Origin of the sequence: Pseudomonas sp. 10C3 (assembly GCF_036346185.1) — a bacterium.
Classification (GTDB): domain Bacteria; phylum Pseudomonadota; class Gammaproteobacteria; order Pseudomonadales; family Pseudomonadaceae; genus Aquipseudomonas.
The window spans coordinates 146,701-161,480 of record NZ_JASJVE010000009.1 but is presented as its reverse complement, the minus strand read 5'-3'; the positions used below and the strand labels follow the sequence as shown (position 1 = coordinate 161,480).

The 14,780-nt window shown below is 58.2% G+C and carries 16 protein-coding genes; 10 read left to right on the top strand and 6 right to left on the bottom strand.

Going from position 1 to position 14,780, the window contains the following annotated elements:
• Positions 1 to 48: 48 nt before the first annotated feature.
• The 5 genes from pstA to QN399_RS10965 all read left to right on the top strand — a co-directional run bounded on the left by pstA (position 49) and on the right by QN399_RS10965 (position 5,531).
• Complete coding sequence (gene pstA, locus QN399_RS10985) at positions 49 to 1,665, top strand: phosphate ABC transporter permease PstA (protein ID WP_322278480.1); 1,617 nt, start codon at positions 49 to 51, stop codon at positions 1,663 to 1,665.
• A 73-nt stretch (positions 1,666 to 1,738) separates the two neighbouring features.
• Entirely contained in the window at positions 1,739 to 2,572 is an 834-nt protein-coding gene (gene pstB, locus QN399_RS10980; RefSeq protein WP_219063106.1) for a phosphate ABC transporter ATP-binding protein PstB, read from the top strand.
• Positions 2,573 to 2,642: 70 nt separating this feature from the next.
• Positions 2,643 to 3,404: a phosphate signaling complex protein PhoU gene (gene phoU / locus QN399_RS10975; RefSeq protein ID WP_322177023.1), complete on the top strand. Its 762-nt coding sequence runs from the start codon at positions 2,643 to 2,645 to the stop codon at positions 3,402 to 3,404.
• Between the two features lie 158 nt (positions 3,405 to 3,562).
• Complete coding sequence (locus QN399_RS10970) at positions 3,563 to 4,474, top strand: response regulator (RefSeq protein WP_322218593.1); 912 nt, start codon at positions 3,563 to 3,565, stop codon at positions 4,472 to 4,474.
• A 160-nt stretch (positions 4,475 to 4,634) separates the two neighbouring features.
• Positions 4,635 to 5,531, top strand: a complete 897-nt coding sequence (locus QN399_RS10965; protein ID WP_330200942.1) for a peptidoglycan DD-metalloendopeptidase family protein — start codon at positions 4,635 to 4,637, stop codon at positions 5,529 to 5,531.
• A gap of 96 nt (positions 5,532 to 5,627) precedes the next feature.
• Here the strand turns inward: QN399_RS10965 and QN399_RS10960 are convergent, their stop codons facing one another.
• From QN399_RS10960 to phoB, 3 genes are all read right to left on the bottom strand, one after another.
• Complete coding sequence (locus QN399_RS10960; RefSeq protein WP_322177021.1) at positions 5,628 to 6,968, bottom strand: hemolysin family protein; 1,341 nt, start codon at positions 6,966 to 6,968, stop codon at positions 5,628 to 5,630.
• A gap of 105 nt (positions 6,969 to 7,073) precedes the next feature.
• Positions 7,074 to 8,339: a phosphate regulon sensor histidine kinase PhoR gene (gene phoR / locus QN399_RS10955; RefSeq protein WP_322182947.1), complete on the bottom strand. Its 1,266-nt coding sequence runs from the start codon at positions 8,337 to 8,339 to the stop codon at positions 7,074 to 7,076.
• A gap of 107 nt (positions 8,340 to 8,446) precedes the next feature.
• Positions 8,447 to 9,136, bottom strand: a complete 690-nt coding sequence (gene phoB / locus QN399_RS10950) for a phosphate regulon transcriptional regulator PhoB (protein WP_219063077.1) — start codon at positions 9,134 to 9,136, stop codon at positions 8,447 to 8,449.
• Positions 9,137 to 9,286: 150 nt separating this feature from the next.
• Between phoB and QN399_RS10945 the strand changes: the two genes are divergently transcribed.
• Positions 9,287 to 9,664, top strand: a complete 378-nt coding sequence (locus QN399_RS10945) for a hypothetical protein (protein WP_322218590.1) — start codon at positions 9,287 to 9,289, stop codon at positions 9,662 to 9,664.
• 42 nt (positions 9,665 to 9,706) lie between these two features.
• Here QN399_RS10945 and ubiA read toward each other — a convergent pair whose 3' ends face one another.
• Together ubiA and QN399_RS10935 are read right to left on the bottom strand one after the other, a co-directional pair.
• Positions 9,707 to 10,597, bottom strand: a complete 891-nt coding sequence (ubiA, locus tag QN399_RS10940) for a 4-hydroxybenzoate octaprenyltransferase (protein ID WP_322177019.1) — start codon at positions 10,595 to 10,597, stop codon at positions 9,707 to 9,709.
• Positions 10,597 to 11,172: a chorismate lyase gene (locus QN399_RS10935; protein ID WP_322218584.1), complete on the bottom strand. Its 576-nt coding sequence runs from the start codon at positions 11,170 to 11,172 to the stop codon at positions 10,597 to 10,599. The genes ubiA and QN399_RS10935 overlap by 1 nt, the downstream gene beginning before the upstream one ends.
• A gap of 203 nt (positions 11,173 to 11,375) precedes the next feature.
• On the opposite strand from QN399_RS10935, the gene QN399_RS10930 reads away from it, so the two are divergent.
• The 4 genes from QN399_RS10930 to QN399_RS10915 all read left to right on the top strand — a co-directional run bounded on the left by QN399_RS10930 (position 11,376) and on the right by QN399_RS10915 (position 13,819).
• Positions 11,376 to 11,543: a rubredoxin gene (locus QN399_RS10930; RefSeq protein ID WP_017528588.1), complete on the top strand. Its 168-nt coding sequence runs from the start codon at positions 11,376 to 11,378 to the stop codon at positions 11,541 to 11,543.
• A gap of 40 nt (positions 11,544 to 11,583) precedes the next feature.
• Entirely contained in the window at positions 11,584 to 12,732 is a 1,149-nt protein-coding gene (locus QN399_RS10925) for an FAD-dependent oxidoreductase (protein WP_322218581.1), read from the top strand.
• Positions 12,733 to 12,921: 189 nt separating this feature from the next.
• Positions 12,922 to 13,197, top strand: a complete 276-nt coding sequence (locus QN399_RS10920; RefSeq protein ID WP_219063073.1) for an HU family DNA-binding protein — start codon at positions 12,922 to 12,924, stop codon at positions 13,195 to 13,197.
• A gap of 244 nt (positions 13,198 to 13,441) precedes the next feature.
• Positions 13,442 to 13,819, top strand: a complete 378-nt coding sequence (locus QN399_RS10915; RefSeq protein WP_330200931.1) for a helicase — start codon at positions 13,442 to 13,444, stop codon at positions 13,817 to 13,819.
• 64 nt (positions 13,820 to 13,883) lie between these two features.
• Here QN399_RS10915 and QN399_RS10910 read toward each other — a convergent pair whose 3' ends face one another.
• On the bottom strand, positions 13,884 to 14,771 hold the full coding sequence (locus QN399_RS10910; protein WP_330200941.1) for a LysR family transcriptional regulator: 888 nt from the start codon (positions 14,769 to 14,771) through the stop codon (positions 13,884 to 13,886).
• Positions 14,772 to 14,780: the final 9 nt, after the last annotated feature.

The window sequence follows — 14,780 nt, the reverse complement described above, 5'->3', positions numbered from 1 at the left end:
CAGAACTCCCTCAAGAGTTGGTTCAAGAGCGGTGCCCCTGGCGTCTGGATGAGCGCGGGCGCTGTGTCCATCGCGGTGATCATGACTCTGGGCTTGCTGACAGTGATCGCCGTCCGTGGCTTGGGTCACTTCTGGCCGGCTGATGTGGTGCGCGCGCAGTACAACGTGCCCAATCAGACTAACCATGTATTGATCGGTGAAGTGGTACAGGCCGAGGAAGTACCTCGCGCTCGCCTCAAGGGTGCGGGCTTGCCGGTACCCGATGTGGGTCCGGAGTTCATGACTCGCGAGCTGTTCAAGGTCGGCAACCGTGATACCAACCCAAGCGATTTCACCTGGGTTGTCGGCGAATGGCTGACGGAACAGAGCAAACCTGCCGAGCTGATGACCCTGGAGCGACGTGAGTGGGGTAACTACTACGGCTACCTGGTCAACCTCAAGGAAGACGGCAAAGTCATCGCCGAAGGTGAAGCAGCCTGGCCGATTCTTCAAGAGCGAATCAAGCGCGTCGAAACCCTGGCCAGTGAGCTTGGCAGGCTCGAGAAAAAAGACATTGGTGCCATCAACCATGGCATCGAGCGTCTGCGTCTGCACAAACGCAAACTGGAACTCGACGGCAAGCTCGATGCTGCCGCTCAAGCGGACATGGACAGCGAGCGCGCCGAACTGGACGCTCGTTACCAGGCGATTGAAGGGCGACTGGGCTCGTTGCATGAGGCATTCAATCGCGACAGCCTGACAGCCCGCGATGCCAACGGCACCGAAGTGGTGATCAGCGTTGGCAAAGTGGTTCACGCTTACCAACCGAATGCCATGGGCACTTTTACCAAGCTTGGTTTCTACTTCAAGAAATTGTGGGAGTTCCTCAGCGAAGACCCGCGTGAAGCCAACACCGAAGGCGGGATCTTCCCGGCGATTTTCGGCACTGTGATGATGACCTTGATCATGGCCATGATCGTCACTCCGTTCGGCGTTCTGGCTGCGGTGTACCTGCGAGAGTACGCACGGCAAGGCCCGGTCACCCGGTTGATCCGTATCGCGGTGAATAACCTGGCCGGGGTGCCGGCGATTGTGTACGGGGTATTCGGTCTGGGTTTCTTTGTTTACGTGCTCGGCGGTTCGGTGGATCGGCTGTTCTTCCCTGAAGCCTTGCCAGCGCCGACCTTCGGCACGCCAGGCTTGCTCTGGGCGTCTCTGACCCTCGCACTGCTGGCCGTTCCCGTGGTGATCGTTGCCACCGAAGAAGGCTTGGCGCGTATTCCGCGTACCGTTCGCGAGGGCTCGCTGGCACTCGGCGCAACCAAGGCTGAAACCCTATGGAAGATCGTGCTGCCCATGGCCAGCCCGGCGATGATGACCGGGATGATTCTGGCGGTCGCCCGTGCTGCCGGTGAAGTGGCGCCGTTGATGCTGGTGGGTGTAGTGAAACTGGCGCCGTCGCTGCCGGTGGACGGCAACTACCCGTACCTGCACCTTGACCAGAAGATCATGCACTTGGGCTTCCATATTTATGACGTCGGCTTCCAGAGCCCGAACGTCGAAGCCGCGCGGCCGCTGGTGTACGCCACGGCGCTGCTGCTGGTACTGGTGATCGCCTTGCTCAACCTGTCTGCGGTGGCCATTCGTAACCACCTGCGCGAGAAGTACAAAGCGCTGGATAGCTGATTTGAAGAGCGCCGCCCACTCATGCGAGGAGGGCGGTTCGATGAAACGAATTGTTAGCGTATGGAGTAACCCTATGCAGCACGAAACCCATACCCATGGCATCAACATGTCCGCCCTGGGACGCGATAAGCAAGGCCTGAATCTGGCGAATGAAACCGTTGCGCTCGAAGTGCCGGGTCTGAGCCTGTTCTACGGCGACAAGCAGGCGTTGTTCGACGTCAGCATGAACATCCCGAAACAACGCGTGACCGCCTTTATCGGCCCGTCCGGCTGCGGCAAGTCAACCTTGTTGCGCACGTTCAACCGGATGAACGACCTGGTTGATGGCTGCCGTGTGGAAGGCGCCATCAACCTGTACGGCCACGACATCTATCGCAAGGGCGAAGACGTGGCTGAACTGCGTCGCCGCGTCGGCATGGTGTTCCAGAAGCCCAACCCGTTCCCGAAAACCATCTATGAAAACGTGGTGTACGGGCTACGTATTCAGGGCATCAACAAAAAACGTGTGCTCGATGAAGCGGTCGAGTGGGCGCTCAAGGGTGCGGCACTGTGGGAGGAGGTCAAAGACCGCCTGCACGAGTCGGCACTGGGACTGTCCGGTGGTCAGCAGCAACGTTTGGTGATCGCACGTACCATCGCTGTGGAGCCGGAAGTCCTGCTGCTTGATGAGCCGTGCTCGGCACTTGATCCGATCTCGACGCTGAAAGTCGAAGAGCTGATCTACGAGCTGAAAGCCAAGTACACCATTGTCATTGTGACCCACAACATGCAACAGGCGGCGCGGGTCTCCGACTACACCGCCTTTATGTACATGGGCAAACTGGTCGAGTTCGGTGATACCGACACGCTGTTCACCAACCCGGCGAAAAAACAGACAGAAGACTACATCACCGGTCGTTACGGCTAGGGCCTGGCTCGTTGGCCCTGAAGTACTGCTGCGGTCTCGTAGTTAACTGGACGTTCCAAGGACAATAAGCATGATCGATAAAGACAGCCTTACTCATCACATCTCCCAGCAGTTCAACGCCGAACTGGAGGAAGTGCGCAGCCATCTGCTGGCAATGGGTGGCTTGGTCGAGAAACAGGTCAACGATGCGGTGACCTCGTTGATCGAAGCCGACTCGGGCCTGGCCCAGCAGGTTCGTGACATCGACGACCAGATCAACCAGATGGAACGCAACATTGATGAAGAATGTCTGCGTATTCTTGCGCGTCGTCAGCCAGCGGCCTCCGACCTACGTTTGATCATCAGCATTTCCAAGTCTGTGATCGATCTGGAGCGCATCGGTGATGAGTCCACCAAAATTGCCAAGCGCGCCATTCAGCTGTGTGAAGAAGGCGAATCGCCGCGTGGTTACGTTGAAGTGCGGCATATCGGCGATCAGGTGCGCAACATGGTCCGTGATGCACTTGATGCGTTCGCTCGCTTCGATGCCGATCTGGCGCTGTCCGTGGCCCAGTACGACAAGACCATCGACCGCGAATACAAAACCGCGCTGCGCGAGCTGGTCACGTACATGATGGAAGACCCGCGTTCTATCTCGCGGGTGTTGAGCGTGATTTGGGTGCTGCGTTCGCTGGAACGTATCGGCGACCATGCCCGTAATATTTCGGAGCTGGTCATCTATCTGGTGCGCGGTACCGACGTCCGCCATATGGGCCTCAAGCGCATGAGGGAAGAAGTGCAGGGCGTCATTGACGATAGCGCTAATGTTCTGGTCAAACCTGACGATAAATAAGACTGCCTGCAAAAAAACGCCCGGCTCATTGTCGGGCGTTTTCGTTACGGGCTTTGAGTTCAAGCCGCCCGCGAACGAAAAGTCCTGGCGTCGTTAATCGGTTTAGCAATTGGCCATCAACCAGCGCTATGCTTGTCGGGATTTTAAAGGAAAGATCAATGAGTAAAGTCAGTGTACTGGTGGTGGATGACGCGCCATTTATTCGCGATCTGGTGAAAAAAGGTTTACGTAACTACTTTCCCGGCATTCACATCGAAGACGCCGTCAACGGTCGCAAGGCTCAGGTCTTGCTGGAGCGTCAGGCGTTCGATCTGGTGTTATGCGACTGGGAAATGCCGGAGATGTCCGGTCTGGAACTGCTGACCTGGTGCCGTGGGCAGGACAACCTCAAGGCCTTGCCGTTCATCATGGTCACCAGCCGTGGTGACAAGGAAAACGTGGTCCAGGCGATCCAGGCCGGTGTCACCGACTTTATTGGCAAGCCGTTCACCAATGAGCAGCTGCTGACCAAGGTCAAGAAGGCGCTGGCCAGAGTCGGCAAGCTCGACACCCTGTTGGCCAGCGCGCCAACCAAGATGAACTCGGCGTTCGGTAACGATTCCCTCAGCGCCCTGACCGGTGGCAAGGCGGAAGTGGTCAGGCCGGCCGCTGCGCCAGCTACCGGGCCGAAAGCGGCGCCGTTGATCAACTCGTCTGCCCGGGCCTCTGCGCCTGCTGCTGCGCCAGCCCTTGGCGGCCGCGGTCAAGGCCAATTGCGGTTGCCCAGTGGTAACCAGCAATGCGTGATCAAGGCGCTGAGCCTCAAGGAAGCGCTGCTGGTGGTGCGTCGCGGTGACGTCCTGCCACAGGTGCTCGACAGCGCCGTACTCGACCTTGAACAAGGCGAGAACGCCGAAGTCGCCCGTCTCAACGGCTACCTACACGCCATCGTCGCCTACGAACCCAAACCCGACAGCGATTGGCTGCAACTGACCTTCCGCTTTGTCGACCAGGACGCACAGAAACTCGACTACGTCTCCCGCCTGATCGCCCGCGGCACGGCGCAAAAGCACTTCGTACCGGGGGGTTGATCCCTGAGCGTCAGCACCTTCGCAGGCTTGCCTGCGAAGGTGCTGACGCGGTTTGTCTGATTTCCCTGCCTCTTTGCTACTGATTGATACCGCCACCCCCAAATGGCGGCAAATCGCTGCTACGCTCTCCCTGCCTCCCACTACCCAGATATCAATCACGATGCTCGAGCGCTGCTTACTCCTGTGTGCTCTGTTGCTGACCGCGCAATCGTCGGTGGCGGTGACCATCTATAAATTCACCGATGCCAATGGCGTGGTCTCGTTTACCGACAGGCCAACGGCGGGTGCTACGGTGGTGGTGCCTCGCGAGCGGATCGTCGAGCACCTTGAAAAACAGGTGCATCTGAACATCAAAAAGGACAAGGGCGTGCACAGCCTGTTTGTGCGCAACGATTCGTATGCGCCTGTCGAGGTGGAGTTGCAGGTCACGGCGCTGAAGAATGTGCTGGGCACCACGGGGCAGCCGATCCACCGTGTCATTCCCGCCCACAGCGCTGTGCGTCTGGCCGTGCTCAGTCCCCGGCAGGCGGGCAAGGCGCTGAGTTACACGCCCAAGCTGCGCTACTCGCTGGGCGACCCTGGGCGTCAGCCTCAGGGTTACAGTTACCCGCTGCCTTGGCAGGGCGGGCCTTTTCGCTTGAGCCAGGGTCCCAATGGCGCCTTCAGCCACTTTGGTATTAAAAGCCGTTACGCGATGGACATTGCCATGCCCGAAGGCACGCCAATCATTGCCGCTCGGGCGGGGACGGTGGTTAAAACCGAGAATGGTCAATCGGGCCACGGTGCGGACCCTTCAGGTAATTTTGTCCGGATACTGCACGACGACGGCACCATGGGTGTCTATTTACACCTGATGCGTGGCTCGGTGAGCGTCAAGGAAGGTCAGCGCGTCGTTGTCGGCAGCGCGCTGGCGCGTTCCGGCAATACCGGTAACAGCAGCGGGCCCCATCTGCATTTCGTGGTGCAGCGTAACGGTGGGCTGGGGCTGGAGTCGATTCCCTATCGGTTCGCGGAGCGCGTCGACAGCCTGCCGAATTTTGCGGTAGGCGGGAACTGAGGCGGTCCGGAACACCCCTATCACGAATGAACTCGTTCCCACACAGACCGCACAGTAGATTGCGTCATCACGTGGGAACGAATGGGCCTTTCCAGGTCAATCGAGCTTGAGCACCTTGGCCAGGACGATTTTCGGCCCTTTCATCTTCTTGATGATGATGCGCAGGCCTTCGACTTCCAGCACTTCCTCTTCTTCGGGCACCCGCTTCAGGGTCTCGTAGATCAATCCGGCGAGTGTCTCCGCGTCGATGTGGTCCAGATCGATACCCAGCAGGCGCTCGATCTTGAACAGCGGCGTATCGCCCCGCACCAGCAGCTTGCCGGGTTGGTAGGCAAGAATGCCGCGTTCGGCCTTGCGGTGTTCGTCTTGGATATCGCCGACCAATACTTCCAGCACGTCTTCCATGGTCAGGTAACCGATGACTTTGCCGTCGGCCTCCTCAACCAGTGCGAAGTGCGCGCCACCCTTGCGGAACTGCTCCAGCAGGCGTGACAGGGGCATGTGTTTGGATACGCGCTCCAATGGCCGGGTCAGCTCGGAGAGGTTGAACGACGCGGGGATATGGTCCAGCGCGGCCAGTTCCAGCAACAAGTCCTTGATGTGCAGCAGGCCGACGAATTCGCCACGCTCTGCATCGTAGACCGGGTAGCGGCTGAATTTGTGACGGCGGAACAGGGCCAGGATTTCCTTGAGCGGTGCATTGCAGTCGAGGGTCACCAGGTCTTCGCGGGAATTGGCCCAATCGACCACCTCCAGTTCGCCCATTTCGACGGCGGAGGCCAGCACGCGCATGCCTTGATCGCTCGGGTCCTGGCCTCGGCTCGAATGCAGAATCAGCTTCAGTTCTTCACGGCTGTATTGATGATCGTGATGCGGGCCGGGTTCGCCTTGGCCAGCGATGCGCAGGATGCCGTTGGCGCTGGCGTTGAGCAGGTAAATCGCCGGGTACATGGTCCAATAGAACATATACAGCGGCACGGCCGTCCATAACGACAACAGCTCGGGTTTGCGGATCGCCCAGGATTTGGGGGCCAGCTCGCCGACGACGATGTGCAGGTAAGAGATGATGAAAAACGCACTGAAGAACGATATGCCCTTGATCAATTCCGGCGACTGTACGCCGACCATGTCCAGCAGCGGTGCCAACAAGTGGGCAAACGCAGGCTCACCGACCCAGCCAAGGCCGAGGGAGGCGAGGGTGATACCCAACTGGCAAGCTGAAAGATAGGCGTCCAGCTGACTGTGGACCGTGCGCAGGATATGACCGCGCCAGCCGTTTTTAACGGCGATGGATTCGACCTTGGTCGAGCGCAGCTTGACCATGGCGAACTCGGCGGCAACGAAAAAGCCGTTGAGCAGAACCAGGACCATTGCAAAAAGAATCATGCCGAAATCGGCAAAAAGTGAGGCCAGGTTATAACTAGGGGAAGGGTCCATGGTGGAGTTTTAAAGGTTCCGTATTATCGAGGGGGTTGCCGCAGCCAAAGTGGCGAGCATAAGAGCGCAATGTAGCGGCTACCGGCCAGCTTGCCTAGGGTTTGCTCAGAGCTTGATCTCTTGGGCAGGGGCAAAATGGCAGGTAAAACTGCTGCCTTTGCCCAGCACGCTGCTGATATCCAGTGTGCCTCGATGGCGTAACAGCACGTGCTTGACGATGGCCAGGCCAAGCCCTGTGCCACCGGTATTGGACGCTCGGCTGGAGTCGACGCGGTAGAACCGTTCGGTCAGGCGCGGCAGATGCTTGGCCTCGATGCCGGGGCCTGAATCCTGTACGCGCAAGTGTGCGCCTTGCTCGTCGCCCCACCAGCGGATGTGGATTGCGCCTTCGGCCGGGGTGTATTTCACCGCATTGAACACCAGATTGGAAAACGCACTGCGCAGTTCGGGCTCGCTGCCCTTGAGTCCGAGTGTGCTGTCGATTTCCAGAGTGATGCGCTGGTTGCGCTGCCCGGACAACGCTTGGGCGTCATTTTTGATGGTCTGCAACAGCGTTGGTACGAGGACCGGCTGGTTGCCCGATGGATAGTCGGTGGCTTCTAGTTTGGCCAGCAACAGCAAGTCATTGAGCAGGGTTTGCATACGCGCGCCCTGCTGTTGCATCTGCTGCAGAGCACGAGTCCAGCGCGGGTTTATCTCTTCAACGTTATCGAGCAAGGTTTCCAGATAGCCACAGATCACCGTCAGTGGCGTGCGTAGCTCATGAGAGACGTTGGCGACGAAGTCTTTGCGCATCTGCTCAAGCTGATGAAGGCGGGTCACATCGCGGACCAGCATCAGGTGTTCGTTATTGCCATAGCGGGTGATGAGCAGCTGCACGCGCACGCGATCATTGATCGGCGAGGGGATCTCCAGCGGCTCAAGGTAATTGTTCTGCTCGAAGTATTCTTTGAAGCGTGGATGACGCACCAGGTTGGTGACAGGCTGACCGCTGTCTTGCGGGGTTTTCAGGCCGAGCAAGGTTTCCGCCGCGCGGTTCCACCATTCCAGGTTGCCGTCGCTGTCGAGCATGATCACTGCGTCTTTGAGGGCCGCAGTGGACTCCTGAACGCGGTCGATCACCGCTTGCAATCGGCCACGAACGCGTTGGTCACGGCGTTGCAGCTGATAAATGCTGTCGAACACGTCGCCCCACAAGCCATAACCGTCAGGCGGCGGCTCGTCGGGTTTATGCTGGCGTAGCCACTGGTGCAGGCGCAGTAATTGTTTGAGTGTCCATGTCAGGTAAACCGCCAGCCCAATCGCCAGGCTCCAGCCGTAATAACCGCTGACCAAACCGATCACCAAGCAGGCGGTCACCAATAGCAGCATGTGACGGATCAGGGTGCCATGCCAGTTTTGGTTCAATTCAAACGCATCCTTGTCGAGTGGGCGGTCAATCAGGCCTGTCAGCAGCCGACGCGCTAAGACGCGCGGGATCAGCTCTTGGTGGAAAAACGGTAGCCCGTGCCGCGAACAGTTTGAACCAGATTCTCGTAGGCGTCGCCGAGGGCTTTTCGCAGACGCCGGATATGTACGTCTACGGTGCGCTCTTCGACATACACATTGCCGCCCCACACCTGATCGAGCAATTGGCCACGGGTGTAGGCGCGTTCCTGATGGGTCATGAAAAATTGCAGCAAACGGTATTCGGTCGGGCCCATTTCTGCGGGCTTGCCGTCGATGGTGACGCGGTGACTGATCGGATCGAGTAACAGGCCGCCCACTTCAATTGGTGCTTCGACATCGCTCGGCCCGGCGCGGCGTAACACCGCCTTGAGGCGTGCGACAAGTTCGCGGGGTGAGAACGGCTTGGTGATGTAGTCGTCGGCACCGACTTCCAGGCCCTGGATCTTGTTGTCCTCTTCACCTTTGGCGGTGAGCATGATGATCGGGATGTCGCCGGTCAGCTCATCTCGCTTGAGTCTGCGGGCCAATTCGATGCCCGAGGTGCCAGGCAGCATCCAGTCGAGCAAAATCAGGTCCGGTTTGCGGTCAACGATGATGGCATGGGCTTGCTGGGAGTTTTCGGCTTCCATGCAATCGTAGCCGGCCATTTCCAACGCAACGGCGATCATTTCGCGAATAGGCGCTTCGTCGTCAACTATCAGAATGCTCCTGCCAGCCATGCTCTGTCCTCTTGTCATTTAACTGTCTTGAGTCGCATTAGATAACGGAATTATTGCAGTCGTGTGACAGCTTGGGAGTGGCCAGTATGCCTGCGTATTTTGAGTCTAAGCTTAGAGTTCGCTCTTAAAACAAAAGAGGATGTATCTAAAATGGCTAAAATCTCGAAAACCTTGCTTGGCTTGCTTACCGCGGCGGTACTGGCTTCGTCCGGGATGGCGTTCGCTGCCGACCCTGCCATGGTCAAGAACGGAATGATGGTCGATCAGAAGGGAATGACGCTGTATACCTTCGACAAGGACGCTAACGGTAAATCAATGTGCAATGGCTCGTGCGCTGAAAGCTGGCCACCCCTGATGGCGCCTGCCGACGGCAAAGCGGCTGGCGAGTGGACAACGATCAAGCGCGATGATGGCACGATGCAATGGGCCTATGACGGCAAACCGCTCTACACCTTCAAAATGGACAAAAAGGCGGGAGACATGATGGGCGACGGCAAAATGGACATGTGGCACGCCGCCAAGCATTAAGCGCCTGGCAGTTGCGTTAGCCGTCTGCTTGAACGCTGACGGTTAACGCAGTGCATAGTCGGCGACGATGCCGACAAAAATGGCCAACCCCGCCCAATGATTATGCAGAAACGCTTTGAAACAGCGTTGCGGCTCACGATTGCGTGTGTACCAGAACTCCCAGACAAAGCACCCAGCGGCCACCAGCAGACCTGCGTGGAAGCACGTGCCCAGCTCAAAGCGTGACCCGGCCAGCAGCAGACAGCCCAGCGCCAGGCCCTGCAAACTGAGAATGATCACGCGGTCGGCATCGCCGAACAGCACCGCTGTGGATTTGACCCCGATTCTCAGGTCGTCTTCGCGGTCGGTCATCGCGTAGTAGGTGTCGTAGCCCACAGTCCACAGCAGATTAGCGATGTACAGCAACCAGGCCGCTGCCGGCAGGTCGCCGGTCTCGGCGGTGAACGCCATCGGCATGCCCCACGAAAACGCTGCGCCCAGCACCACCTGCGGGTAGTAGGTGTAGCGTTTCATGAAGGGGTAGCACGCCGCCAGTGCCAAGCCGCCGAACGACAGCCAGACGGTCTGCGAGTTGGTGAGCAACACCAGGAGAAAACTCAAGCCCACCAGTACCGCGAACAACACCAGCGCTTCACGCGAGCGGACCTTGCCGCTGACCAGCGGGCGCTGCTCGGTGCGTTTTACGTGGCCGTCGACTTTACGGTCGGCGAAGTCATTGATCACGCAACCGGCGGCACGCATCAGAATCACGCCGATCACGAAAATCAGCAGATTGCTCAAAGACGGCACGCCCTTGGCCGCGATCCACAGCGCCCACAGGGTCGGCCACAGCAGCAGGTAAATGCCGATGGGCTTGTCGATGCGGGTCAGCTGGATAAAGTCCCAGGCCCGTGGATTCAGGCGGTTCAGCGATTTAAGCAGGCTCAGGTACATCAATGATGCTCCGTAACAACGGGCCCGGCGACTTCAGTCGCGTGCCACAGATTCGGCAGAAAGACCTCAGCCACCAACAAGCTCAAGGCGCCACGGCTGAAACATGAGCGTCGACCCCACAAGCCTTCGACAGCATCATCAGCGGGCAGCCACGCGCCGGGGTAGTGGCACACCTCGAGGGCGCCGCGCTCGAACGCCGCGTCGCAAAACAGCAACTCGCCCAGTGACCGCGTGCCCAGCTCATCCATGTTCAATCCGCCTTCCAGCAGGGCGCTTTGTGCCGCGACGCTACGGGCAAAGACCCACTTTTGGGCATTGCCGCGCAAATACACCTCGCGCACCCAGCCAAGGCTTTGAGCGGGCAAGTCCAGTGCTGCACATTCGTCCGCACGCAGGGTTTGCCAGCCCTCGAACAGGGGGGTCACGCTGAAACTATTGGCAGAAAGGCGAGTTAGGCGGCGGGTCAGCGAGTCCTGATTGAATAGCCAATCGAGGGTCACAGAATCGGGTAACTCCATCAGCTGATTTTGCTGGAGCCAGTCAGGGGCAACAAGAAGAAGGCGTTGGTGGGACACGGTGGGTAATTATTGGCAACAGTCGAAGTGGCGAGCTTAGCATGTTTGATTGCTGGGCCTGACCCCTGAGGACCGCCCTGTTGCGTCGATCGCGCTTGCATATGAGCGCACCGATCAGTACAAAACGCCCTGAGCCTGGCGGCAATCGAGTTACCCATCGACCGCTTGGGCCAGGACAGCCTGAGAACCGAGAGTATTTACCGATGAAGAAGTGGCAGTGCATTGTGTGTGGCTTGATCTATAACGAGGCCGACGGCTGGCCGGACGATGGCATCGCGCCGGGAACCCGCTGGGAAGATGTGCCCGCGGACTGGCTATGCCCGGACTGTGGTGTGGGCAAAATGGATTTTGAAATGATCGAAATCGGCTGATCTGCCGTTCGACCTTTTACACCTCAATCAGGAGAACCGAATGAACGCACCTGTCGTGATCGTGGGCACTGGCCTGGCGGGCTACAATCTCGCCCGGGAATTTCGCAAGCTCGATGGCGAAACGCCGCTGCTGCTGATTACTGCGGATGACGGGCGTTCCTACTCAAAACCAATGCTCTCCACCGGTTTTGGGAAGAACAAGGAAGCCGATGGCTTGAGCATGGCCGAACCCGGCGCCATGGCTGAGCAATTGAAAGCAGAAGTGCGCACCCATACGCGTATCAGCGGCATCGATCCGGGACACAAGCGCCTGTGGATCGGCGAAGAGGTCGTGTACTACCGCGACCTGATCCTCGCCTGGGGCGCTGAAACCGTGCGTGTTCCTGTAGAAGGTGATGCCAGTGACGCGATATTTCCGATCAACGATCTTGAGGATTACGCGCGGTTTCGCGCTGCGGCCGCAGGTAAACATCGGGTATTGCTGCTGGGCGCCGGTTTGATTGGCTGTGAGTTTGCCAACGACCTGATCCTCGGTGGTTATGAAGTGGACCTGGTCGCACCTTGCGAGCAAGTCATGCCCACCTTGCTTCACCCGGTAGCCGCTGCTGCGGTGCAAGCGGGGTTGGAAGGGCTTGGGGCTCGCTTCCATCTAGGGCCGGTGATGACGCGCCTGCTACGCACCGAGCATGGGCTTGAGGCCCATCTTTCCGATGGAGAAGTGCTTTCGTGTGACGTGGTTGTGTCGGCCATTGGGTTGCGTCCACGTGTCGATCTGGCTGCTGCGGCAGGTTTGCAGACCGGTCGCGGGATTGTGGTTGATCGTCATTTGCAGACATCCCATGCCAATATTTTCGCCCTGGGCGACTGCGCGGAAGTTGATGGCTTGAATCTGCTCTACGTCATGCCGTTGATGAGCTGCGCGCGCGCACTGGCGCAAACCCTTGCCGGCAACCCGACCGCTGTCAGTTATGGCCCTATGCCGATCACCGTCAAAACGCCGGTGTGTCCGTTGGTGGTTTCGCCAGTACCGCGCGGCATGGAAGGGGTGTGGACCGTTGAAGGGCAGGGTGCCGATATCAAAGCCCTGTGCCGGGACGCCAACGGTAACCTGCTGGGTTACGCCCTGACCGGCACCGCTGTCATGGAAAAAATGGCACTGAACAAAGGCTTGCCGCCCCTCTTGGCGTAAATACAGGTCGTTCTGTCGGATAAGCCCCATTTTTGTTTCTACAAACGTCGCGCACAGGCTGGCGCGGGCCCCGATGGCATGCCATCCTCATTCTCGTCTGCCGCATAGTAGAGCTGTTGCGGCGCCTTGGTCGCTGTTCGGGAAGAACAGCACGGACATAACAACAAAAAAACGTCAAAGAGGCTTTATATGCGTAAACCAGAACTCGCAGCCGCCATTGCTGAAAAAGCGGATCTCACCAAAGAACAAGCCAACAAGGTACTCAACGCGGTGCTTGAAGAGATCACTGGCGCACTGCATCGTAAAGACAGCGTCACCCTGGTGGGATTTGGCACTTTCTTGCAGCGTCACCGCGGTGCCCGCACCGGCAAAAACCCGCAAACTGGTGAGCCAGTCAAAATCAAGGCGAGTAACACCGTAGCCTTCAAACCTGGCAAATTTTTGAAAGACAGCGTTAACCCTTAATCTGCTTGAGGTTTCAGCGGGAAGCGAACAGCAGCAAAAATGGGCACTCCAATCAGGTTGGATGCCCTTTTTTTGGCTTTGAAGAATGTGTGGTGCGCAGACGTTTAATTGTCGAACAATCCGACTTCTGTAGCGATCCTCGCCGATCAAGTAACATTTCACTACTGTTGTCGGGGCGGCAAACCGCTACACTGCACCGCTGGCCGCTTTTGACCTGAGCGGCGCCCCTGTTGAGGCTGTGTGCATGAAATTTCGTTTTCTCCTGTGGATGCTTGGCCGAATGATGGCCAAAGCCAGCCGCAACAATCCCGCTTTTCAGAATCAATTGGCCGGTAAGGAATTGACCTTCCAGCTGCAGACATTCGACGGCACGGTCGCGCGCCATTTCGTCGTGAGCAGCCAGCGTCTCACCAGCCGTCCAGGCGTGGTCGCCGAGCCAGCGTTCTCGATTTCGTTCAAGGATGCTGGGTTCGGTTTCGCCACGATGCGGGCTAAAAACAAGCAATTGGCATTTATGCAGGGGATTCAGGACAAGGACATCCAGATCACGGGTAATCCGGGCCTGGTGATCTGGTTTCAGGGCTTGACCAAGTTCCTCAAGCCGAAGAAGAAAGTGGCCTGATCAGAAAACCCCTGCAGGCAAGCGGCGGATCGTGCTGAAAGCCTGGCGCCGTATAAGGGTTTCCCTAGGACATGTGTTGCTGAAGCCTCTGCAGAAGCGCATCAAACGTAACTTTGCAGCGTGGGCTGTTGCGTAAATCCTCGTGCATGGTCAGCCATGTTTCCAGCCTGACCCCAAATTGTTGCGCAAGCACGCGGACCAATGCCGGGTCGCGCTTGGCTAGCGCTACTTGGCACACACCAATACCCGCGCCCGCGCGGATCATCGCCAGTTGCGCGAGATCGCTATCGCTTCTCAGTGTGAAGTTGTCTCGTTGCCATTCTGGTAGCGCTTGTCTAGCAGCGCGCAAAAATGGTGTTTCCTCGTCGAAACCGATCAGCGCGTGCTGCGAGAGGTCGACCAAGGTGCTGGGCGTGCCACGAGCTTGCAGATAGCGCTCATGTGCATGCAAACCGATCTCGATCTCTCCAACGCGTCGCGCAATGAGCGAGTCTTGCTTAGGCTGTGCCATACGAACTGCAATATCGGCCTCTCGATGAAGCAGGTCTTGCACCCGGTTGGTCAAAACGAGTTCGACTTTCAACGCTGGGTAATTGCTCTGCAGTCGCGCTATGACGGGTGGCAGGACTTCTGCACCGATGACTTCGCTCGCAGTGATGCGCACCGTTCCCTTGACTCCGTCCCCAAGACTTTCAGCTGCTCGTTTCAAGGCCGTGGCATGTGCCCTCATCGAATCGGCATAGGGCTTCAGCGCTAATGCTGCTTCGGTAGGCAATAGGCCTCGTTGAGAGCGGGTGAAGAGGGTCACGCCGAGCTGCTTTTCGAGCGCCGCAATGTGCCGGCCTACCGTCGGTTGCGCCACACTCATTGCACGTGCCGCACCGGACAATGATCCTTCTTGCAGCACGCTTAAATAGGAGCGGTAAAGTTCCCAGCTAATGTCGTAGTCCATACATAAATG

Coding starts and splice junctions, on each gene's coding strand:
- pstA (WP_322278480.1), top strand. CDS start 49: ATGAGCGCGGGCGCTGTGTCCATCGCGGTGATCATGACTCTGGGCTTG.
- pstB (WP_219063106.1), top strand. CDS start 1,739: ATGCAGCACGAAACCCATACCCATGGCATCAACATGTCCGCCCTGGGA.
- phoU (WP_322177023.1), top strand. CDS start 2,643: ATGATCGATAAAGACAGCCTTACTCATCACATCTCCCAGCAGTTCAAC.
- QN399_RS10970 (WP_322218593.1), top strand. CDS start 3,563: ATGAGTAAAGTCAGTGTACTGGTGGTGGATGACGCGCCATTTATTCGC.
- QN399_RS10965 (WP_330200942.1), top strand. CDS start 4,635: ATGCTCGAGCGCTGCTTACTCCTGTGTGCTCTGTTGCTGACCGCGCAA.
- QN399_RS10960 (WP_322177021.1), bottom strand. CDS start 6,968: ATGGACCCTTCCCCTAGTTATAACCTGGCCTCACTTTTTGCCGATTTC.
- phoR (WP_322182947.1), bottom strand. CDS start 8,339: ATGCTGCTATTGGTGACCGCCTGCTTGGTGATCGGTTTGGTCAGCGGT.
- phoB (WP_219063077.1), bottom strand. CDS start 9,136: ATGGCTGGCAGGAGCATTCTGATAGTTGACGACGAAGCGCCTATTCGC.
- QN399_RS10945 (WP_322218590.1), top strand. CDS start 9,287: ATGGCTAAAATCTCGAAAACCTTGCTTGGCTTGCTTACCGCGGCGGTA.
- ubiA (WP_322177019.1), bottom strand. CDS start 10,597: ATGTACCTGAGCCTGCTTAAATCGCTGAACCGCCTGAATCCACGGGCC.
- QN399_RS10930 (WP_017528588.1), top strand. CDS start 11,376: ATGAAGAAGTGGCAGTGCATTGTGTGTGGCTTGATCTATAACGAGGCC.
- QN399_RS10925 (WP_322218581.1), top strand. CDS start 11,584: ATGAACGCACCTGTCGTGATCGTGGGCACTGGCCTGGCGGGCTACAAT.
- QN399_RS10920 (WP_219063073.1), top strand. CDS start 12,922: ATGCGTAAACCAGAACTCGCAGCCGCCATTGCTGAAAAAGCGGATCTC.
- QN399_RS10915 (WP_330200931.1), top strand. CDS start 13,442: ATGAAATTTCGTTTTCTCCTGTGGATGCTTGGCCGAATGATGGCCAAA.
- QN399_RS10910 (WP_330200941.1), bottom strand. CDS start 14,771: ATGGACTACGACATTAGCTGGGAACTTTACCGCTCCTATTTAAGCGTG.